Below are 20652 nucleotides of genomic sequence, written 5' to 3' on the forward strand. Positions count from 1 at the left end.
CCCGGAGACGGACATCCGCCTCCGGGCCGCATCTTCCACTTCGGGCCCCGGCGGTCAGGCGCCGGCCATGCCCGCCGAGGGAGTGGAGCCGTTCACCGTGAGCACCCGCTCCGGTCGCTCGGCCCCCTCGGGCCCGTCCGGCACCACGATCGCGGGGAACGTGCCGGTGTCGACGATGCCGTGCTCGTTGTACGCGATCTCGATCAGCGCGTGGGCCCGTGGTTCGAGCTTCCACAGCGCGCGGTACTCGCGGGCGGTGACCAGCGAGATGCCGGTCTCCCTGGCGATGTCGGCGGCGCGCGGGACGAACTTGCGGTCGATCTGCTTGTCCCAGTACGCGCGGGCCGCGCGCATCAGGGCCGCCCGCTGTGCGGTGTCCACCACGGCCGGGGCCGGGTCGACCATCTCGGCGTCCTCGTCGTCGTCGGCGATGTAGGCCGCGACGGGGGAGGAGGCCACGGGCAGCGCGTGCGGCCTCGGCGGCTCCTCGGGCTCGGGACCCCACGGCACCGGCGGGCGCAGGTCGATCAGGGCGCTGGTGTTGTACAGCGCGCCGATCTGCGACAGCAGCGCCCCCTGGCGGTCGCTGTCGACCGCGAGCCCGGTGTGCTCGACGGCCTGGTCCATCATGCGGTCGAGCCTGCCGAGCGCCGCGCGCATCTTGCGGTCGGAGGCCCCCGCCTCGCGGAGCGCGCGGGCGCGCTTGGCGGCCAGGGCCACGCGGGTGAGCCTGCGGTGGGCGTCCACCTCGCTGGCGGTGCGGTCGCTCACCTCGGCGAGCCCGAGCCGGACCATGGCGCGCTCGGGCGTCAGCCGCCACTTGATGCGGGAACGCCCGGTGATGCGGTGGCGCTCGATCGCCATGCCACGCTCCCACAGCCACGCGGCGACCAGCGGGGCGGCGAGCCGGAAGATCGCCTCGGCGAGGCTGCGGGCGTCCAGGCTGGACAGCACCGCGGACAGGCTCGTGAGCGCCCACACGGCCATGCCGTCGATGCCGGCGGAGTAGTTCTCCCGCATGTTGCGGCGGGCCCGCACGGCGCTGGTGATCACGGCGACTTCGATGAAGGCGAAGAGCAGAAACCTCAGCGGCCCGTCGAAGCCGAGCACGTCGCCGGAGAAGCGCCACATGCCCTGCGCCGACACCCCGGTGGCGATGCTGGCCGCGACGATGGTGAGGATGTCCTCCGCCGGGCGGTTCACGGCGAACCTGCGGAAGGCCTGGGCCGCCGCGCGGTAGGCGGCGCGAAGGGCGAAGTACGCAAGGACGAGCAGCACCAGGGCGGACACGCAGATGATGGCCGTTTCAACCCGGTGTTCGGAGGTGAAAGTCGTTATCTGATCGAAGGGGGGCATCAGTCTCTGTCCGTCATTCTCGATGTCCGACAGGATTACCGAGAGGATCATTCCAGAATATCGCCGAACATGTTTGCAGAAACGGACATTCGTCTCCCGAAAGTCACCTTGCGCACCCGCCCCAGGGGTACGAATACCCGGCGTTCCCGTTCGCGGGCGGAGGGGCGTCTTGCCCGCCCGTCTGGACTTGCCGGGTATTAAGCGATAAATGCTCCTTTAGGGCTTTTGGGGGATTTGTCGGGCTAGCTGGCCGGCGGGTCGCTGAGAGGCGTTGGGTTGTCAAGAGGCGCTGGGTCGCTGAGTGACGGACGTCCGTGCGGCGGGAGTGGTCAGGAGACGACGTCCTTGCGGCGGAAGCGGCGGAAGGCCAGCGCCGCGAGGACCACGGCGTAGGCGACCGACAGGGACGCCCCCTTGATCATGCCGCTCCAGTCGAGCTGGGGCACCAGGGCATCCAGCCAGGCCGTGCTCCAGAAGGTCGGCAGGAACTCGCGCACCACCCCCAGCGCCTCCACCGCCTGGAGGATGTTGCTCACGATGACGAGCCCCACCGCCCCGCCGACCGCCCCCAGCGGCGAGTCGGTGCTCACCGAGAGCAGGAACGCCAGCGCCGCGACCACGAGCTGGTTCACCAGGGCGTACCCGATGACGATGCCGAACCGGGGCAGCACCGTGGTGGCCGCGATCGTCTCACCGGTGCCGGGCAGGCGGATGTCGTTCCAGCCGAAGGCGACGGTGCCCGCCAGCAGCGCCATGACCGGCAGCGCGATCACCGCCGCCGCCGAGTATCCGAGGGAGACGGTCAGCTTCTGCCGCAGCAGCCGGTCGCGCGGCACCGGGGCGGCCAGCAGGTAGCGCAGCGACGACCAGCTCGCCTCGCTCGCCACGGTGTCCCCGCAGAACAGCGCCACGGCGACCACCAGCAGCAGCGTGGCCGACACCGAGAGCGTGAACGCGGCGAAGTTGAGGCCGCCCTGCGTGGCGAGGTCGGAGAGCCTGAGGGAGTTCTGCTGCGTGGGCGCGGGGCCCAGGGAGAACGCCACCACGAGGATCCACGGCAGCGCCAGCAGCAGGCCGAACATCACCAGCGTGCGGCGCCGCTTGAACTGCCTGACGACCTCCACCCGCAACGGCAGCGTGCGCCCCGGCGCGTACGCGGTGCTCGCCCCGCGCGGCGCGTTCGTCTGTACGGAGGTCATGCTCTGTCCCCGATCAGGTCCAGGAAGACGTCTTCGAGACGCCCCTTCGAGCCGTTGGACGGAACCGCGCCGCCGAGCAGGGCGCTGACCCGGCCCGCCGTCACCAGGCGGCCCCGGTGCATCACGACCACGTGGTCGCAGGTCTGCTCCACCTCGGCCAGCATGTGGCTCGACACGATCACCGTGCGGCCGGTCGCGGCGTAGCGGATCAGTACCTTGCGCATCTCGGCGATCTGCGGCGGGTCGAGGCCGTTGGTGGGCTCGTCCAGGACGAGCAGGTCGGGCAGGCCGAGCATGGCCTGGGCGATGGCGAGGCGCTGGCGCATGCCCTGGGAGTAGGTGCGCACCGCCCGGTCGAGGGCGGAGCCGAGGGCGGCGATCTTCAGCGCCTCGTCCATGTGGGCGTCGTCCCCCGGACGGCCGGTCGCCCGCCAGTACAGGTCGAGGTTCTCCCTGCCGGTCAGGTGGGGCAGGAACCCCGGGCCCTCCACGAAAGACCCGAGCCGCGACAGGACCGGCGCGCCCGGCGTCACCCGGTGCCCGAAGATGCGGATCTCGCCCGCGTCGGGATGGATCAGGCCCATCAGCATGCGCATCGTCGTCGTCTTGCCCGCGCCGTTCGGCCCGAGCAGGCCGAGGACCTGGCCCTGCTCGACGCGGAACGACAGGTCGTCCACGGCGAGCTCGCCGTTGCGGTACTTCTTGGCCAGGCCGGTGATCTGCAGCGGCACCCCGGCCAGCTCGGGGTCGGGCTCACCGGCCCGCCGGCCGCGCCCGAGGAGCAGCAGGACGGCGGCCAGGGCGAGCGCGGCGAGCGGGAGCGCCCAGACCCACCAGGCGAGGCCGGCGGCGACGGCGGTCAGCGACGCGTCCGTCGGCACGGTCAGGGTCTGCGAGGCCAGCCCGACGCGGTGCACCGCAGGAGCCGAGGGAGAGGCGTACCCCATGTCGGTGGTGCTCAGCACGACCCGCAGCCGGTGCCCCGCGTCGAACCGGTAGTCGATCGCCGGAAGCGTGACCGACACGGGTGTGCCGGCCTGGGTGGCGGTGACCCGCAGCGGGGCGACCAGGCCCTGCGGCAGCGCGGGACGCTGCCCGCCGACGTCGTAGAGCTTGGCGAACAGGGTGACCTCGCCCTCGCCGTGCACCCGGACCTTCACCACGGGGGCGCCGGTCACCTCCAGGGGCGCGGTGAGCGGCGCGGACTCGAAGACGGCGCTCTGCCCCGGCATGTCGATCGAGAGACCGGCCCCGCCGAGGTTGCCCAGCAGCCCGCCCACGCCCGGCACCGTGGAGATCGAGGCGGGGGAGCCGCCCGGCGGGCTGGCCACCTGCTGGTCGGGGCCCGCGATCTGGACCGGCGACTGCGCGGTGCCGGACAGCCCGGAATAGCGCCCGGTGCCGGCGTGGACCAGGACGGGGCGGCGCGTGCCCGGGTCGCGCCCGCCGTCGCGGGTGACGGTGAAGGCGTCCCCGAGGGGCGTGCCGTCCTTCTTGAGCCAGTGGCCGAACCAGCCGATCGTGCGGTCGGCCACCCAGTCGGGCTCGGCGTCGCCGCCGTCGTGCCCTCCATCGAACCAGGCGACCTCCACGGGGGCGCCGGTGGCGGCGATGGCCCTGGCGTTGGCGTCGGCGTGGCCGAGCGGGAACAGCGAGTCGTGCTTGCCCTGGATCAGCAGGGACGGCACGCGGATCTTCCCGGGCACCGAGACCGGGCTCGACCTGCGGAGGGTCTCGACGGCGCCGGGGGTGGCGCGGCCGGTCTCCGCGACCTGCTGGTACATCTGGCAGATCTCCGGCAGGAACCGCCCGCACTGCACCTCCCGCGCCTGCTCGGCGGGATCGGGCGAGCCGGTCGCGGGCCGTCCATCGGCGGGCGTGCCCGTGCCGTCCCGCGAGCCCGTGCCTCCCGGGGCGCCGGTGAGGCCGCCGAGCGCGCCGGCCCCCGGCGCCAGGGGGGAGTCGACGGCCCTGCTGAAGAACAGCCCGGCCCACATGCGCTTGAACACGCCCTTCTCGGGACCCTCGCCCGTGGCGTCGGGGAAGAGCGCGTCCGCCAGGTCGTACCAGGTGATCTGCGGGACGATCGCGTCGATGCGGGCGTCGTAGGCGGCGGCCATCAGGGTGATCGCCCCGCCGTACGAGCCTCCGGCCATGCCGAGGCGGGGGTCGCCCGCGGAGTCGAGCTGCACCTCCGGGCGCCGGGCGATCCAGTCGATCAGCTGCTTGACGTCCTTGACCTCGTAGTCCGGGGAGTTCAGCGCGATCTGCCCCGTGGAGGCGCCGAAGCCGCGCGCCGACCAGGTCAGCACGGCGTATCCCGCCTGCGCCAGCCGTACGGCCTCCTCGCGCACGCTCTGCTTGCTGCCGCCGAACCCGTGGGCGAGGAGCACCGCGGGGGCCTTCCCGCCCCCGGCCGGGGGGAAGAACGTGGTGTCCAGCGTCACGCGCTGGTCGTCACGCGGGCCGTCGACGACCGGGATCCTCTGGTCGAACCCCTTCACCGGCGGGGGCGAGGGCCACAGGGCCCACACCGCCGCGCCGAGCACCAGTAGCGTCGCAACGATCAACGCCGCCGGCCGCCTCCCCGCAAGCTTCATGCCGAGAGCCTACTGAGTGCCGCTGAGAGATCGCTGAGACGCCTCGCCCGAGGTGAATGCGGGTTATCTCGGGGAAGTCCCCGATTGCGGAGCATGTCGAGGACCGGCATCATTCATCGCGTGAAGGCAGGCACGGCTATCAAGGACAAGGCCACTCGCTGGGTCGAGTGGGCCCTCCCCTACTGGACCAGGGGAGAGGCGGGCAGGGAGACCCCGCCGGACCTCTTCCGCTTCCTCTATCTCAGCTGGATCGCGGCATTCGTGCTGAAGGTCTTCGGCGCCTCCTGGGACGTCTCCTGGCACTTCAAGTGGCTGCGCGACGACCTCGCGCCTCCGCACCTGCTCAACAGCGCGGGCACGGCCATCGTGGTCGCCCTGATGATCGTGCACAGCTACACCGGCTACGGAGTGGACCGCACGGCGCAGCGGCTGATCCAGTGGGGCACCGGGGCGTTCCTGATCGCGGTGCCGATCGACCTGATCAACCACAGGGTGAACGGCGTCGACATCACCTCGTGGAGCCCCTCCCACATGCTGCTCTACATCGGCACGGCGTTCATGATCGCCGGAGTCATCCGCGGGTGGTACCTCTACGCCCCCGAGGGCAGGCTGCGCCCGATCCTCCTCGGGGCGTTCTTCGTCTTCTTCCTGGAGAACACGCTCTTCCCGAGCGAGCACCAGGAGTACGGCGTGCTTGAGCTGGCGTCCTGGGACCGCGGGCCCGAGCACGTGTACGCCGAGCCGAGCCTGCTGGAGTTCGCCGCCAAGCAGATGGGCCGCCCGATGGACCGTGGCATGGTCGAGAAGTTCTCGCTGCCCGTCCCCGACTGGGTGTATCCCCTGTGGTTCGGCATCGCGGCGGTGCTCGTGCTCGTCCTGGCGCGCAGGCTCGTCGGCCGCAGGTGGACCGCCACGGCGGTGGCCGCCGTCTACGTCGGCTTCCGCGCCGCCATCTGGCCGCTGCTCGTCGTCTTCCACTTCCCGCCGTCGGCCGTGCCGTTCTTCCTGGTCGCCGCCGCCTTGGGCGTGGACCTGGCGTTCATGATCCGGCTTCCGGCCGTCCGGGCGGCACTGGGTGCCGTGCTGGTCACGGCGGCGATCTACGGCGGCCTCGCCGTGCAGGACCGCCTGCTGGAGGCCCCGCCCTACATGCTCGCCTCGTGGCCGGTCGCGGCCGTCGTGCTCGGCGCGGCGTGGTTCGGCGTCGAGTGGTACGGCCGCAGGCGCTCGGGCGAGTCCAAGACTTCAGGCCCCCTCCCGATGAGCGCCCCCGCCACCCCGTAACCGACTCCCTCGCGCCCCGGTCAGGCGACCGGGGCGCGGGTCAGGGCGACGGCGACACCGTACGCCACGGCCATAACGCCGACTTCGAGCGCCGCCCAGGCGGCGAACGCCGTGGCCCGCCGCTGTGCGATGCCCGGAAGCAGCCGCCAGCGGATGTGGGCCCCGAGCGCCGCGGCCCCGCACACCAGGATGATCTTGGCGACCACGAGCTGCCCGTAGTGGGTGGTGAACAGCGACCAGGGCAGCCGCGTCGTCGGTGACAGCCCCAGCTCGACCAGCCCGTTGAACAGCCCCGAGAGCGCCACCACGACCAGCGCGAGGGTGGCCAGCCGCGAGAACCTCGGAAGGGCGCGGGCCAGCAGGTCGCGGTCCCTCGTCAGGAGCACGGCCAGCGCCACGAGGCCGCCCGTCCACGCCGACGCCCCGACGACGTGCAGCTCCATCGAGACCATGCTGAGGTCGTGCCAGTACCAGTTCGAGGCGTGGCCGCTGACCGGCAGCGGCAGCAGGCCGAACACGGCGACGACGACGCGCAGCTCCGCGGGCACCTTCTCCCCGAAACGCACGGCGAGCAGCCCGAAGCACGTGTAGATGAGGGCGCACGCGGCGCTGATCACCAGTCCCTGGCCCGAGCCGATCACGCTGACGTACCCGGCGGGGTCGGGCATCCGGCCGGGGGTGACCTCCGCGGCGCTGAGCACCATGGCCACCAGCGCCGCGACGGCCCACCCGAACGCCGCGAGCACCGCCCAGCTCCGGGCCCTGCTGAGGACCGGCTCGGTACGCTCTGGGTCGTCGAAGCCGAGGAACCTGGGCAGCAGGCTGAGCCCGACGACCGCGAGGGCGCACAGGTCGAGGATCAGGCGGACGACCGGCAGGCCGTACTCGACGACCGGCCCGGGAACCGCGATCCCCGGGACGGCCTCCGGGGAGGTCCACCAACTGGCCACCACCACGGCCAGAAGCGCCGCCCCCACACCTCCCCAGACCACCGGCCACCGCACCACCCCACCCGCCACGAACGAGCCGGCGGACGGCCGGATGGGAGGTTCGGCGGACGGCTCGAAGCGGGGCTCGGCGGTGGACGGCTCGGGGGGAGGTGCCACCCTGTCTGTGCCGCGGGTGTCGCCCTTGGCGCTCACGCGCCCTGTCCCTTCGCCTGGCGGCCCTGGCGGGCGACGACGAGGATGCCGAGGCCGGAGAGCAGGACCGCGACGACCAGCAGCCCCCAGACCCAGCCTCCGCCGCTCGCCGGGGGAACCGCCGAGGTGGACAGGTCCTTCACGGCAGGAGCGGGGGCGGGGGCCGGCGCGGCGCCGCCCGCGACGGTGAAGCCGACCTTCCCGCTGACGGGGTGGCCGTCGTTGGAGACGATCTGGTAGCCGACGACGTAGTCCCCGGTCGCGGCCGTGGCAGGAAGCGTGGCCGTCACCTCGTTGTCCACGACCTCCACCTGGGCCTTGGAGACCGCGCCGTCCGGGCCGGTCAGCGCCACCTGGGCGAAGTCGGCCCTGACCGGCTGGTCGAAGGTCAGCGTCACCCGGCCGGGCACGGAGGCGAGCCTGGCGCCTTCCTTCGGATCGCTGCCCGTCAGCACGTTGTGCGCCTGGGCGGGCGCGACGGCCACGGCCAGCGCCGCGCAGGCCACCACGAGGACCGTAAGGAATCGCCTCACCGGGACATGACCTTTCCTTCGCGTTCATCGGACGCAGCCATGGTGCCACCTATACGCGCATATAGCCTCCCCGGCCAGGCACCAAGCAGCCCCGGCGCACCTTGGGCGGGCACCGGACAGGTACGGGCGTGGGTGGTTAGGGCCTGGTCGTAGGCTTGGCGGCGTGGAACCTGGACTGTTGTTCGACGGTGCCGCCGCGCACTACAGCAGATATCGCCATGGGTACGGCGACGAGGTGATCGGTCACATCGCGCGCGAGCTGGCCCTTGGCAAGCGGTCCCGGGTGCTCGACCTCGGCTCCGGTCCCGGCACGCTCGCGATCCCCCTGTCCCGGCTCGCCGGCACGATCGTGGCCGTCGATCCGAGCGACGACATGCTGGCCGAGGGGGCGCGCCACTCGCCCGCCAATGTCAGGTGGGTGAAGGGCGATTCCAGCCGCCTGACGTCACTGCCGCTCGGCCGCGTCGACCACGCCGTCATGGGGCGGTCGTTTCACTGGATGGACCGGGCACGGGTGCTCGCCGACCTGGACACCATGCTTCCGCCCGAAGGGGCCGTCGTGCTCGTCGGGCCGGGCCGCGATCCGGTCGATCCACCCTGGGAGCCCGTGGCGCAGGCCGTGCGGCAGAGCTTCGGCGTGGAGTGGCGAGCCAGCACGGACTCCTTCCAGAAGTCCGGACGCCACCATCCGGAGTTGCTGGCCGATTCCACCTTCCGCCGCCTGTCGTTCGCCTCGTTCCGCCGTACGGCACGCCGCGACGCCGAGGCCGTGATCGGGCTCCAGCTCTCGTACTCCTACTCCACGCCCGCCCGTCTCGGCGATCGGCTGCCGGAGTTCGTCGAGGCGCTCGGCCAGGCGCTGGCGGAGGCGCGTCCGAGCGGCGTCTGGGAGGAGGAGATCGTCACCGAGGTGGTCGTGGCTCGCCGGCCCTGAAAAGGCCGCGACCCGCCGGGGCGTTGGAGCCGTGCCGGTCGGAAGTGGGCCCTTTCTCCGTGGGGGCGCTGCCACTACGATCCCAGCACGTCTCAATACCTGGAGTCACGCTGGTGAGTGCTGTCCCCCCGGTCACGCCGCGCCCTGACGTCCCCCTCGCCCTCGCCGAGCCCGTACGGCGGGTGGGCCCCCGCTGGATCACGTTCATCTCGCTGGCGAACCTCGCCCTGTGGATGGCCTACTTCGGTCCGCTGCAGGTGCTGCTGCCCCAGCAGATCGCGGCCGCGGACCCTCTGGGCAAGGAAGCCGCCCTCGCGTGGGTGACCGGCATCGGCGCCGCCGTGGCCATGATCCTCAACCCGGTGGCCGGAGCCCTGTCCGACCGTACGGCCGGGCGCTTCGGCAGGCGCCACCCTTGGACGCTGGCGGGCGCGGTCGCGGGCGGCCTCGGCCTGGTCTTCCTCGCGTTCCAGGGCACGGTCGCGGGCGTGGCGATCGGATGGTGCCTCGCGCAGGCCGGGCTCAACGCCATGCAGGCCTCGCTCACGGCGGGCGTGCCCGACCACGTGCCGGTGAGCCAGCGCGGTCAGGTGTCCGGGTGGATCGGCATCCCGCAGACGCTGGGGGTGGTGCTGGCGGTCGTGCTCGTGACGATGGTCGCCACGACCACCAGGTCGGGATATCTGCTGATCGGCGCGCTGGTGCCGCTGTGCGTGCTCCCGTTCGTGCTCAGCACTCCGGACGCGCGGCTGCCCGCCGGGCATCGGGCCCCGTTCGACGCCAGGGAGTTCCTGCGCGGCTTCTGGATCAGCCCGCGCCGGCACCCGGACTTCGCCTGGGCCTGGCTGACGCGGTTCCTGATGCAGCTCGGCAACGCCGTCGCCCTGCTCTACCTGCTCTACTTCCTCACCGACGCCGTCCACTACGAGCGGCGGTTCCCCGGTCAGAAGGCCGAGGACGGCCTGCTCGTGCTCATCCTCATCTACACGGCCGCGGTCGTGCTCACCACGGTGGTCAGCGGGGTCGTCTCCGACCGCCTGGGCCGCCGCAAGACCCTCGTCACGGTGTCGGGCTTCATCAGCGCGGTGCCCGCGGTCATCATGGCCTTCTGGCCCGAGTGGACGATGGTCATGGTGGCCGCGGTGATCATGGGCGTCGGCTTCGGCATCTACCTGTCGGTGGACAACGCCCTGGTCACCCAGGTGCTCCCGGCCGCGGCCGGCCGGGCGAAGGACCTCGGGGTCATCAACATCGCCAACTCCGGCCCGCAGGTGCTCGGCCCGGTGATCGCGGGCCCGATCGTCGCGAGCCTCGGCGGCTACCCCGTGCTCTACCTCACCTCGGCCGTGCTGGCGCTGCTCGGCGCGAGCCTCGTATGGAAGATCCGTTCCGTCCCCTGACGGCCGCGTAAGCCTCGCGTCCGGACCATGACGGCGCGCGTGCACGCCTTATCCCGCCCTGAACCCACCAAACAGCGGCATACTTCACCGAGACCCCGCCTGTCCATTGTTGGAGCCCGGTCAGCCGTCGAGCAGGTAGGTGTCGAGCCTGCCGCACATGCCCAGCCTGGTCTCGGGGAACGACGTCATGATCCGGGCCTCCCTGAGGTGGTCCGCGTCCCCCTCGCGCAGCGCCTGGAGGTGGACGCCGGTGACCTCGGCGGCCTGGAGGGCCCCCTCCCTCCACCGCTTCTCGAAGGCGTCCAGCTTGCCCGAGACGATGCGCGCCGCCTCGCGGTGGAACGCCGCGAGGGCGTCGCGCCCGTGGTCGCGCAGCTCCAGGAAGCCCTCGATCGCCACGTCACGGCGGCGCCGCGCGTCCTTCGGCCCGGTGATCGCGGAGATCTCGCCGTACATGACCGGGTCGGCCAGCACGGCGGGCGGGAAGGTGAAGACCGCGTCCCCGGCCTCGGGCAGGCCGCTGTTCTGCATGACGACCACGATCCTCAGCCGCCCGTCGTCGTTGACCAGCCGGTGTACGGTCCCGGGGGTGAACCACACGACGGCCCCGGGCTCCAGCGGCGTCTCGGCGTACCCGTCCCAGGTCAGCGTCTGCACCGCTCCGGTGCCCTCGACCACGATGTAGGCCTCCGAGCAGAGCAGGTGCATGTGCGGGGAGCCGCCGCAGACGCCGTCGGCCGAGGCCCAGTCGTAGACCCGCAGCCCCGACACGCCGACGCCCCCGGGGAAGCTCATGGACGTCCCTCCAGCGGGTGGGCGCGCACGTACGCCGAAAGCCGGTCGCGGTCCCAGGCGCCGTCCGCGACCACCACGCGGTAGCGGTGGCGCGCCGTCCCGCCGGGGGGCAGCTCGACCTCCTCGAAGAACGCCAGCGAGGGGTTCACGGCGGCGAAGGGGGTGGTGCGCACGAACCAGGTGGTGCCCGGCTCGGCGAGGAAGAGCAGGGTCGAGGCGCGGTCCACCTCGTCGTGCTCGCCGGTGTAGGCGAGCCAGGACGCGGTGCGCCCCATCATCTCGGGGCCGCCCTGCCCGTCCGCCGCGATCACCCGGCCGTCGGTGAAGGACCTCGGGCCCCGCCAGAACAGCCCGCTGTACCCGGCCATGGGCCTGCCCTCGGTGGTCGGGCTGCCGAAGCGCAGCGGCGCCCCGCGCACGTTGGTGATCGAGGTCGAGAAGTCGAGCGCCCAGGAGCCGTCCTCGACGTCCCGCACGGCCAGCTCCCGCTCCTCGTCCACCCAGTGCTCTCCCGCCTGCGTGTGCCAGGTCAGGCGCTCGCGGCCGGGGGAGGTGAACTCCTCGTGGCGCATGGTGCCGACGTTCGGCAGGTCGGCGTAGCCCCGCCGCTCGCGCACGTAGCTGCCGCCGCCCCAGAAGTTCTGGCCCGACAGATGGGAGACCGTCATCTGCAGGCCCTTGTGCCAGCGGTGGTCGTGCGGCCGGTAGGCGGTGACGACGTCGCCCGCGAGCGTGCGCAACGGGTGGAAGTACGGCTTGGGCCCCTCGAAGGCGGGCATCTCGGGCCGGTAGACGTACCGCATCAGCTCGACGCCGCCCGCCTCGGCGACCAGCTCGGCAGCGGTGTCCTTGACGATCACAGGCTGACCCCTCCGTCGAGGCGGTGGTAGAAGGGGTTCTCGACGGTCAGCTCCGACCGCCGTACGGGCCGGCCGGTGAACGCCGAGGCGTACAGGCCGGTGACGAGCTCCAGCGCCTGCCGGCCCTCCGCGCCGCTCATGGGCGGCCGTTCGCCCCGCTCGTAGGCGTCCAGCAGGGCGGAGAGCTGGGCGGCGTGGGAGCTGGGCACGTCGTCCGGTGGGTTCCACAGAGCCGGGGGAGTGCACGCCCAGTCGTGGTTGCCGTATCCGTACAGGTGCCTGAGCTCCACGGTCGCCTCGGCGAAGTCGAAGCGCAGGTAGCTCTCCTCGCGGCGGGAGAGCACGCTGTTGACCACCGAGGCCATGGCGCCGCTCTCGAACCTGACCGACGCCATGGACACGTCCTCGGTCTCCACGGGACGGTCGATCCGGCGTGCCATGGCGCGGATCTCCTCCCAGTCGCCGAGCACCGACAGCATCAGGTCCATCTGGTGGATGCCGTGCCCCATCGTCGGGCCACCGCCCTCGGTCTCCCACGTGCCGCGCCAGGGCACCGAGTAGTACCTGCTGTCGCGGTACCACGCCGTGACGCACAGGGCGACCATCGGGCGCCCGAGCTCACCGCTCTCGGCCAGGCGGCGCAGATGGCGGGCCCCCGAGCCGAAGCGGTGCTGGAAGACCACGGCGGCGAAGGTGCCGCGCTCCGCCGCCGTGATCCGATCGTGTTCCGCCAGTGACAGGCACGGCGGTTTCTCACACCACACCCATGTCCCGGCGCGCAGGCACTCCACGACCTGGCGCGCGTGGACGTACGGCGGTGTGCAGATGTGGACGAGGTCCGGCCGCTCGCGGGCCAGCATCTCGCCGAGGTCGGTGTACGCCTCGGGGATGCCGTGCTCGGCGCAGAACGACTTGGCCCGCGAGCCGTCGACGTCGACGGCGGCCACGACCTCGGCCCGGTGGCGCTCCCCCGCGAGGGCGGGCATGTGGCACGCGCCCGCTATGCCGCCCGTGCCGACGATGGCGACGCGGATCATCCTGCGTGCCCCCCGCCGCCGAGGACGATGGTGGTGAGCGAGCGCGGGGCCAGATCGGCCCGCAGCCGTCCTCCGCGCCCGTGGACGGCGGCGACGGGCGTCACCGAGTGGGTCGCGTCGGTGAGGTAGGCGGTGGCGCGGCCGTCGCCTCCGGTGAGCAGGTCGGTCGTGACGGCCGAGGTGCCGGTGTTGAGGATCTCGACCACCTGGCCGCCGTCCGCGTTGCGGAAGGCCGTGACCTTGAGCCCGTCCTCGGTGGCGCGCGCCCCGATGCGCACCGCGCCCGGCCGGACGAAGCGGCTGTACGCGGCGAGCGCCCACAGGCGCTTGGACACGTGGTAGGCGTCGCCGTCGAGCTGGATGAGCCCGCGCGTCGCCCCCTGAGAGGTGCCGAACCAGTAGACGTAGCCGCTGACGCCCGCGGTGGCCAGCGACTCGTGGATGTTGGAGGCCACCGCGAAGCCGTCGTACCCGCTGCCGTCGTCCCAGTTCTCGTTCCAGGTGGTGCCGTTGGGCGACCACTCTGACATCCAGGTGTTCCTGCGGGTGGGCAGCGGGTGGTCGATCGGGTCGATGTAGGGATGGCCGGTGTGGGTGGTCACCCAGCGCGCGGCGGCGGGGTCGGCCTCGATCGCCTTGGTGTACCCCTCCTGCACGGTCCAGCCGGCGCCGTCGCAGCAGGCGACCTTGAGCCCCGCCCGCGCCGCCACCGGGCCGAGCACCTTGACGAACTCGGCCGCCTGCTCGGGGGTGAAGCGCATGGAGGCGTAGGAGACGGTCAGATCGGGCTCGTTGGTGAAGCCCAGGTCGGTGATCCTGATGCCCTCACGCGCGTAGAACTTCGTGTACTTCACCAGGTACTCGGCGTACGCCCGGCGCCAGTCGCCGCTCGCGCAGCTCGTGCCGGCCAGGCCGCACAGCGTACCGCCGTTGACGTCGCCGCCGTTGTCCTTCATGTAGCCGGGGGCGCTCCAGGCGTCGGCGTAGAACCTCTTGACCCCGTACGCCTTGGCCTGCCGTGCGAGCCACACCTGGCCGCCGTCGTCCCCGTCCCACTGGTACGCCGGGGTCGCGTCCGGGCCGCCGGGGTCGCTGGGCGCGATCGTGCGCATGTGGTCGTAGACGTTGTCCACCGAGGAGCCGATGCCGAGCCGCAGGATGCTCAGGCCCGCGCCCTTGGTACGGCTGAGCAGCAGGTCGAGCACCTCCTTCTGGTGCTCGGCCGACAGGCCCTGGGCGCCGTGCAGGACGGCCGCGCGCTGGAACGCCTGGGAGAAGCCGAACCCGTCGATCGGCTGGTGACGGGTCCGCCCGTCCACCACGATCTGAGGGGAAGCGTTTTCCTCGGCTCCGGTCGCGGCGTACGCGTGGGTGTTCGTCAGCATGGCCAACGCAAGCCCGGCGGCGATGGCGCCGTGCGCTCGTCTGGGCACTCGGATTCCTTCCGAAAGTTTCAGAAGATTTACGAGACTTTTCGCGCCCTGAAACCTAAGCGGGTTCGGGGCATACGTCAAGACCTCCCGTTGCAATCGCTGAGGAGGTGCCGAAACTTTCGAAGGCGTTAGCGGGAAGGCGGCGGGGCGGTGCTGTCCCTGACCAGCAGGTCGGTCGCCAGCTCGACCCGCCGGGTCTCGGGGGAGTCCCCGCGGGAGATCTCCAGCGCCATGCGGGTCGCCAGCGCGGCCATCTCCTCCAGCGGCTGGCGCACCGTGGTCAGCGGCGGCCACGCCGAGCGCGCGAGCGGCAGGTCGTCGAACCCGACCACGCTCAGGTCGTCGGGGACGCGCAGCCCGGCCCGCCGGGCGGCCTCGAACACGCCGAACGCCTGCATGTCGCTGCCCGCGAAGATGGCCGTGGGCGGCTCGGGCAGCTCAAGGAACGCCTTGCCGTGCACGTGGCCGGAGTCCACCAGGAAGTCGCCGTAGCGGATCAGCTCAGGGTCGACCGTCACCCCGGCGGTCTCCAGCGCCGCGCGGTAGCCGTCGATGCGCGCCCGGCTGCACAGCATCTCGGGCGGCCCGCCGATCATGCCGATGCGGCGGTGGCCGAGCTCCAGCAGGTGGCGGGTGGCCGCCAGCCCGCCGTGCCAGTTGGTCGCCCCGACCGAGGCCACGTCCGCGGCGGGCTCGCCCTCGGGGTCGACGATGACGAAGGGGATGGAACGGGCGAGGAGCTGGCCGTGCTGCCGGCGGGTCAGCCGCGAGGCCACCAGCACCACCCCGTCCGTACGGCGGGCCGCGATGCGGTCGAGCCAGTCGCGGCCGGGCCCCGAGTGGGTGTGCAGGACCGAGACGACCACGGCCGCCTCGGCCTCGCGGGCGGCGGTCTCGGCCCCTCGGATGATCTCCATCGCCCAGGGGCTCTCGATCTCGGCGAAGACCAGGTCGATCAGGCCCACCGGGCCGTCGCCCTGGCCGGTGCGCCGCTTGTAGCCGTGTTCGTGAAGCAGACGCTCGACCCGCCGGCGCGTCTCTGGTGCGACTTCCGGGCGCCCGTTGACGACTTTGGAGACCGTCGGGACCGAAACCCCGGCCTCCTCGGCGATCAGAGCGATCGTGACCCGCCTCTTCGCTGACATGCGACGGAGTGTATCCGAAAGCTTTCGGAATATCCCTCAGTGGGTCCCTCTCGCCGATCCGATCCACCCGTCCGCGCTGCCCTGGGTCTCCCTAACGAGACATGCGCGGCTATTGACGTGTTACGAGCGCTTTACGTACTCTCCGGGTCACGAAATATTCGGGGGGATCAAAGAAAGTTTCAGAGCGCGGGTCTCCCGGCTCTCGCAGCGGGTCCGTAGATAGAGGAAGGAACCACGGAGATGTCGTTGAGTCGGCGAGGTGTGGTGTTACTGGCGGCGGCCGCGCTGTTTCTCGGGGGGTGCGGCGGCCAGGCGAGCACGGGTGACGCGGAGAGCACGGGCAGCGGGTCCTCCTCCGCCGGGAAGGTCACCGTCGAGTGGTGGAACATCTCCACGACGGAACCGCTGAAGTCGTTCTGGGCGCAGAAGGTCAAGGAGTACCAGGCCGCGCACCCGAACGTCACGATCAAGAACGTACCCATCGAGAACGAGGCGTTCAAGGCGAAGCTCTCGACGGTCACCCAGTCGGGCAAGACGCCGGACATCTACTCCACCTGGGGCGGCGGCGTGCTCAAGCAGCAGGTCGACGCCGGGCTGGTCAAGGACCTCTCGTCCGAGGCGGCCACCTGGATCGCCGACTTCACCCCGGCCGCGATGCAGGCCTACCAGTTCGACCAGAAGACCTACGCGATTCCCAGCGACATCGGCATGGTGGGCTTCTGGTACAACAAGGCGCTGTTCGCCAAGGTGGGCGTCACCACGCCGCCGGCCACGTGGACCGAGTACCTCGACACCGTCAAGAAGCTCAAGGCCGGCGGGATCACCCCGATCGCCCTGGCGGGCAAGGAGAAGTGGCCCGGCCACTACTACTGGGCCTACCTGGCCATGCGCATCGCCGGGCTCGACGCGCTCAAGCAGGCCGCGATCGACGACGACTTCACCAAGCCCGACTTCGTGGCGGCCGGCACGCGGCTGAAGGAACTGGTCGACCTCCAGCCGTTCCAGAAGGGCTTCCTCGGCGCCGGGTACTCCACGCCCGACGGCCAGGCGGCGACCATGGGGAACGGCAAGGCCGCCATGGAGCTGATGGGCCAGTGGGCTCCGACCGTCGAGAAGGACTCCGGCAAGGGCCTCGGTGACAACCTCGGGTTCTTCGGCTTCCCCTCGGTCGAGGGCGGCAAGGGCTCGGCGACGGACGCCTTCGGCGGCGGCGGCGGGTACGCGGTGGGCGTCAACGCGCCGCCCGCGGCCGTCGACTTCCTGAAGTTCATCTCTCAGAGCGACATCCACCGCCAGGCGGTGGAGACCGGCGCGCTCCTCCCGGTGCTCAAGGGCGAGGAGGAGGCGGTCAAGGACCCGAACCTCGCGGTGGTGGCCAAGGCGCTCGCGGCCGCGACCGGGTTCCAGCTCTACCTCGACCAGGCCTACCCGCCGGCCGTGGGCCAGGAGGTCAACGACAGCGTGGCGGCGCTCATCGCGGGTTCCAAGAGCCCCGAGCAGGTCGCGCAGGCCATCACCCAGACGGCCAAGTCCGAGTAGGAGACGACGACGGGCGGGCCGGACGGGACGTCCGGCCCGCAGGGGGAATGGAGTGAGATGACACGTCCGGCGCTGACGGATGTACGACCGGCGACCACGGCGGGAGCGCCGCGAGGAGCCGGTCCGGTGGCCGCCCGGTCGGCCCGCCGCCGCCGGTTCGGGGGCCTGGTGACGATCACGCTGTTCCTGCTCCCCGCGCTGGTGCTTTTCGGCCTGCTCGTACTCGCGCCGATCGCCGTCGCCATGTACACCAGCGTGTTCAAGTGGAACGGCCTCGGTGGCCTGCCGTCCGACTTCGTCGGGCTCGACAACTTCACCCGGATGTTCGACGACGAGGTGTTCGTCGGGGACCTGTGGCGCGGCCTGGTGCTGATCGTCCTGTCGATCACCGTCCAGCTTCCGCTGGCGCTGGCCATCGCCATGCTGCTCAACCAGAAGATGCGCGGGCGGGCGTTCTACCGGTTGCTGTTCTTCGCCCCGTACGTGCTGTCCGAGGTGATCACCGGGGTCCTGTTCACCATGATCCTCTCCCCGGAAGCGGGCCTGGCCAACCAGATACTGGGCGCCATCGGCCTGGACGCCCTGCAGTCCAGCTGGCTCGCCGAGCCCTCCACCGTCATGATGTCGCTGTTCCTGGTCATGACATGGAAGTACTTCGGCTTCCACATGATCCTTTACCTCGCGGGCCGGCAGGGCATCCCGAGGGAGCTGGGCGAGGCCGCCGCGATCGACGGGGCCGGGAGCTGGACGCAGTTCCGCTACGTGACCCTGCCGCTGCTCGGGCCGACGATCAGGATCAGCGTCTTCCTGTCCATCATCGGCGCGATCCAGTTGTTCGACCTGGTGTGGGTGCTCACGAGCGGAGGGCCGATCCACTCCTCCGAGACGATGGCCGTGACGATGTTCCAGTTCGGCTTCAAGCGGTCCCAGGTCGGCTACGCCAGCGCGATCAGCGTCGTGATGTTCCTCATCAGCCTCGTCTTCGCGCTGGGCTACCAGCGGTTCGTCCTGCGCCGCGACACCGAAGGAGCGATCACCACCATGCGAGACCAGCGATGAGCGCGCCCGCCCAGGCGCCCGGGCACGCACGCACGCCCGCCCCCCTGCGGCTCTCGTGGCTCAGGTCCGTCTCGCTGCACGCGATCGTGCTCGTGCTCGGCGCGTTCATCGTCGTGCCGTTCGTGTTCGGGCTGGTCGGGGGCTTCAAGGACACCAGCCAGCTCTCGACCAACCCCTTCGGCCCGCCCTCGCCCTGGGTGCCGGAGAACTACACCGACGTGCTGACCTCGGGCACGTTCTGGCGCCAGCTCGTCAACAGCACGTTCATCGCGCTGGCGACGATGGTCATCGTGGTCGGCCTGTCGGCCATGGCGGCCTTCGTGTTCGCCCGCTTCGCGTTCAGGGGCAGGGAGTTCCTGTTCACGCTGTTCACGATGGGGCTGATGTTCCCCTTCGCGGTGGCGATCCTGCCGCTGTTCATCCTGCTGCGGACCCTCGGGCTGCTGGACAACCCGTTCGGGGTGATCCTGCCCCAGGCCGCCTTCGGCCTGCCGGTGACGATCATCGTCCTTCGGTCGTTCTTCAGGACGATCCCGCGCGAGGTCGAGGAGGCCGCGACGATCGACGGCTGCACGACCTTCGGGTTCTTCTGGCGGATCCTGCTGCCGATGGCACGGCCCGCCCTGGCCACGGTGTCGGTCCTCGCGATCGTGGCGAGCTGGAACAACTTCTTCCTGCCGCTGGTCATCTTCAACGATCCGAACTGGTCCACCATCCCGCTCGGCGTCCAGCAGTTCTACGGCCAGTACTCCTCGGACACGGCGCGCATCCTCGCCTACGTCGTGCTCGCGATGGTGCCCGCCCTGGCGTTCTACGCCGTCGCCGAGCGCCAGCTCATCGGCGGCCTCACGGCGGGAGCGACGAAGGGATGACCTCGCTCCTCTCCCGGTCCATCGAGCTTCACGGCTTCTCACCAAGGAGTGCCGAATGACCCTGCGTGTGTCCGGATCCCGCCTCGTCGCGGCCGACGGAAGCTCCGTGCGGCTGCGGGGGGTGGGCCTCGGCGGCTGGATGAACATGGAGAACTTCATCACCGGCTACCCGGCCAACGAGGCGTCCATGCGCGACGCCGTGCGGAGCGTGCTGGGCCAGGATCGGCAGGAGCTGTTCTTCGACCGGCTGCTGACCTCCTTCTTCGGCCCCGAGGACGCCGCCCTGCTCGCGGGCATGGGCGTCAACTGCGTGCGAATCCCGGTGAACTACCGGCACCTCGAGTCCGACGACCGGCCGATGGAGATCGTCGAGGACGGCTTCCGCCACCTCGACCGCGTCATCGGCCTGCTGGCGGAGCACCGGATCTACAGCGTGATCGACCTGCACGCGCTGCCGGGCGCGCAGAACCAGCACTGGCACTCCGACAACCCCACCCACGTGGCGTCGTTCTGGCAGCACAGGCACTTCCAGGACCGCGCCGTCCACCTGTGGGAGGCGATCGCCGACCACTACAAGGACCACCCCTGGGTGGCCGGGTACAACCCGGTCAACGAGCCGGGCGACGCCGCCGGGCGGGTGATCGGGCCCTTCTACGACCGCCTGGTCAAGGCGCTGCGCGCGGTGGACCCGTCCCACGTGCTCTTCCTGGACGGCAACACCTACTCCACCGACTTCTCGATCTTCCGCGAGGTGTACGAGAACACGGTGTTCGTCTGCCACGACTACGCGCTGGCCGGGTTCGCCCACGGCGGGCCGTACCCGGGGTACACGCGGGGGGAGTGGGTGGACCGGGAGCAACTGGAGCGGGCCTTCGAGAAGCGCACGACCTTCCAGCGCGAGACCGGCACGCCGCTGTGGGTGGGGGAGTTCGGCCCGGTCTACACCGGGGACCCGGCCGTGGACGAGCAGCGCTACCGGATACTCGCCGACCAGCTGGAGATCTTCGACGGGTACGAGGCCGGCTGGTCGCTGTGGACGTACAAGGATGTGGGGCTCCAGGGCCTGGTGCACGCCGACCCCGCCGGGCCGTACCTGAGCCGCTTCGGCGACTTCGTGGCCAAGAAGAAGCGGCTCGGGGCCGACCGGTGGGGCTCGACGATGGAGGAGTCGGGCGACGTGCTCACCCCGCTCCACCGGTTCATGGAGGGCGAGTTCCCCCTCTGGGAACCGTACCCGTGGGGGGCCCGCTACCAGGTGGACGACCTGATCCGGCACATCCTCATCGCGCAGGCGCTCGTGCCCGAGTACGCCTCCCTGTTCGGCGGGCTGGACGACGGTGAGCTGGTCGCGCTGGCCGACTCCTTCGCGCTCGGGAACTGCGTGCGGCGCGGCCCGCTGATCGACCTCCTGACCTCCAACCTGACCTGACCCCTCGCTCGACCTGGCTCAGCTACCTGACCTTG

General features: G+C 71.2%; 17 protein-coding genes. 7 read left to right on the plus strand and 10 right to left on the minus strand.

Features of this window, described 5'->3' with window-relative positions:
* Positions 1 to 54: 54 nt before the first annotated feature.
* From ACOZ38_RS11710 to ACOZ38_RS11720, 3 genes are all read right to left on the minus strand, one after another.
* Positions 55 to 1290 (minus strand): hypothetical protein, encoded by a 1236-nt coding sequence (locus ACOZ38_RS11710; RefSeq protein ID WP_424530315.1) that lies wholly within the window; start codon positions 1288 to 1290, stop codon positions 55 to 57.
* A gap of 395 nt (positions 1291 to 1685) precedes the next feature.
* A complete protein-coding gene (locus ACOZ38_RS11715) occupies positions 1686 to 2555 on the minus strand; it encodes an ABC transporter permease (protein WP_424530316.1) in 870 nt (289 codons plus the stop codon).
* Positions 2552 to 5155: an alpha/beta fold hydrolase gene (locus tag ACOZ38_RS11720; protein ID WP_424530318.1), complete on the minus strand. Its 2604-nt coding sequence runs from the start codon at positions 5153 to 5155 to the stop codon at positions 2552 to 2554. Before ACOZ38_RS11720 ends, ACOZ38_RS11715 begins: the two co-directional genes overlap by 4 nt.
* A gap of 120 nt (positions 5156 to 5275) precedes the next feature.
* On the opposite strand from ACOZ38_RS11720, the gene ACOZ38_RS11725 reads away from it, so the two are divergent.
* Entirely contained in the window at positions 5276 to 6439 is a 1164-nt protein-coding gene (locus tag ACOZ38_RS11725; protein ID WP_424530320.1) for a hypothetical protein, read from the plus strand.
* A gap of 20 nt (positions 6440 to 6459) precedes the next feature.
* On the opposite strand, the gene ACOZ38_RS11730 is transcribed toward ACOZ38_RS11725, so the two are convergent.
* Together ACOZ38_RS11730 and ACOZ38_RS11735 are read right to left on the minus strand one after the other, a co-directional pair.
* Positions 6460 to 7581: a copper resistance D family protein gene (locus tag ACOZ38_RS11730; RefSeq protein ID WP_424530322.1), complete on the minus strand. Its 1122-nt coding sequence runs from the start codon at positions 7579 to 7581 to the stop codon at positions 6460 to 6462.
* Positions 7578 to 8114, minus strand: coding sequence for a copper resistance CopC family protein (locus ACOZ38_RS11735; protein WP_424530323.1), 537 nt, complete (start codon positions 8112 to 8114; stop codon positions 7578 to 7580). Before ACOZ38_RS11735 ends, ACOZ38_RS11730 begins: the two co-directional genes overlap by 4 nt.
* Positions 8115 to 8277: 163 nt before the next feature.
* Between ACOZ38_RS11735 and ACOZ38_RS11740 the strand changes: the two genes are divergently transcribed.
* Positions 8278 to 9048, plus strand: a complete 771-nt coding sequence (locus ACOZ38_RS11740; protein ID WP_424530325.1) for a class I SAM-dependent methyltransferase — start codon at positions 8278 to 8280, stop codon at positions 9046 to 9048.
* Positions 9049 to 9161: 113 nt separating this feature from the next.
* Positions 9162 to 10448: an MFS transporter gene (locus ACOZ38_RS11745; RefSeq protein WP_424530326.1), complete on the plus strand. Its 1287-nt coding sequence runs from the start codon at positions 9162 to 9164 to the stop codon at positions 10446 to 10448.
* A 120-nt stretch (positions 10449 to 10568) separates the two neighbouring features.
* Here ACOZ38_RS11745 and ACOZ38_RS11750 read toward each other — a convergent pair whose 3' ends face one another.
* The 5 genes from ACOZ38_RS11750 to ACOZ38_RS11770 form a co-directional block, all read right to left on the minus strand.
* Positions 10569 to 11243 (minus strand): cupin domain-containing protein, encoded by a 675-nt coding sequence (locus ACOZ38_RS11750; protein ID WP_424530328.1) that lies wholly within the window; start codon positions 11241 to 11243, stop codon positions 10569 to 10571.
* Complete coding sequence (locus tag ACOZ38_RS11755) at positions 11240 to 12103, minus strand: PmoA family protein (protein ID WP_424530330.1); 864 nt, start codon at positions 12101 to 12103, stop codon at positions 11240 to 11242. The genes ACOZ38_RS11750 and ACOZ38_RS11755 overlap by 4 nt, the downstream gene beginning before the upstream one ends.
* Complete coding sequence (locus ACOZ38_RS11760; protein WP_424530332.1) at positions 12100 to 13140, minus strand: Gfo/Idh/MocA family protein; 1041 nt, start codon at positions 13138 to 13140, stop codon at positions 12100 to 12102. The genes ACOZ38_RS11755 and ACOZ38_RS11760 overlap by 4 nt, the downstream gene beginning before the upstream one ends.
* A complete protein-coding gene (locus ACOZ38_RS11765; protein ID WP_424530334.1) occupies positions 13137 to 14573 on the minus strand; it encodes a glycoside hydrolase family 30 protein in 1437 nt (478 codons plus the stop codon). The genes ACOZ38_RS11760 and ACOZ38_RS11765 overlap by 4 nt, the downstream gene beginning before the upstream one ends.
* A gap of 128 nt (positions 14574 to 14701) precedes the next feature.
* Positions 14702 to 15718 carry a LacI family DNA-binding transcriptional regulator gene (locus tag ACOZ38_RS11770; RefSeq protein WP_405146265.1) on the minus strand — a complete coding sequence of 339 codons (1017 nt, stop codon included), beginning with the start codon at positions 15716 to 15718 and terminating at the stop codon, positions 14702 to 14704.
* 246 nt (positions 15719 to 15964) lie between these two features.
* On the opposite strand from ACOZ38_RS11770, the gene ACOZ38_RS11775 reads away from it, so the two are divergent.
* The 4 genes from ACOZ38_RS11775 to ACOZ38_RS11790 all read left to right on the plus strand — a co-directional run bounded on the left by ACOZ38_RS11775 (position 15965) and on the right by ACOZ38_RS11790 (position 20617).
* Positions 15965 to 17257, plus strand: a complete 1293-nt coding sequence (locus ACOZ38_RS11775) for an extracellular solute-binding protein (RefSeq protein WP_424530337.1) — start codon at positions 15965 to 15967, stop codon at positions 17255 to 17257.
* A gap of 126 nt (positions 17258 to 17383) precedes the next feature.
* Positions 17384 to 18316: a carbohydrate ABC transporter permease gene (locus ACOZ38_RS11780; RefSeq protein WP_424530339.1), complete on the plus strand. Its 933-nt coding sequence runs from the start codon at positions 17384 to 17386 to the stop codon at positions 18314 to 18316.
* Positions 18313 to 19188: a carbohydrate ABC transporter permease gene (locus ACOZ38_RS11785; RefSeq protein ID WP_424530340.1), complete on the plus strand. Its 876-nt coding sequence runs from the start codon at positions 18313 to 18315 to the stop codon at positions 19186 to 19188. The genes ACOZ38_RS11780 and ACOZ38_RS11785 overlap by 4 nt, the downstream gene beginning before the upstream one ends.
* Positions 19189 to 19243: 55 nt before the next feature.
* Entirely contained in the window at positions 19244 to 20617 is a 1374-nt protein-coding gene (locus tag ACOZ38_RS11790) for a glycoside hydrolase family 5 protein (RefSeq protein ID WP_424530341.1), read from the plus strand.
* The last annotated feature ends 35 nt before the right edge of the window (positions 20618 to 20652 follow it).

The organism is Sphaerisporangium viridialbum (assembly GCF_049674955.1).
In the GTDB taxonomy this organism is placed as follows: domain Bacteria; phylum Actinomycetota; class Actinomycetes; order Streptosporangiales; family Streptosporangiaceae; genus Sphaerisporangium; species Sphaerisporangium viridialbum.

What these genes read in the sequence shown, in the direction of transcription:
- ACOZ38_RS11770 (WP_405146265.1), bottom strand. Translation starts at nt 15,718, where the DNA reads ATGTCAGCGAAGAGGCGGGTCACGATCGCTCTGATCGCCGAGGAGGCC.
- ACOZ38_RS11760 (WP_424530332.1), bottom strand. Translation starts at nt 13,140, where the DNA reads ATGATCCGCGTCGCCATCGTCGGCACGGGCGGCATAGCGGGCGCGTGC.
- ACOZ38_RS11790 (WP_424530341.1), top strand. Translation starts at nt 19,244, where the DNA reads ATGACCCTGCGTGTGTCCGGATCCCGCCTCGTCGCGGCCGACGGAAGC.
- ACOZ38_RS11720 (WP_424530318.1), bottom strand. Translation starts at nt 5,155, where the DNA reads ATGAAGCTTGCGGGGAGGCGGCCGGCGGCGTTGATCGTTGCGACGCTA.
- ACOZ38_RS11785 (WP_424530340.1), top strand. Translation starts at nt 18,313, where the DNA reads ATGAGCGCGCCCGCCCAGGCGCCCGGGCACGCACGCACGCCCGCCCCC.
- ACOZ38_RS11750 (WP_424530328.1), bottom strand. Translation starts at nt 11,243, where the DNA reads ATGAGCTTCCCCGGGGGCGTCGGCGTGTCGGGGCTGCGGGTCTACGAC.
- ACOZ38_RS11715 (WP_424530316.1), bottom strand. Translation starts at nt 2,555, where the DNA reads ATGACCTCCGTACAGACGAACGCGCCGCGCGGGGCGAGCACCGCGTAC.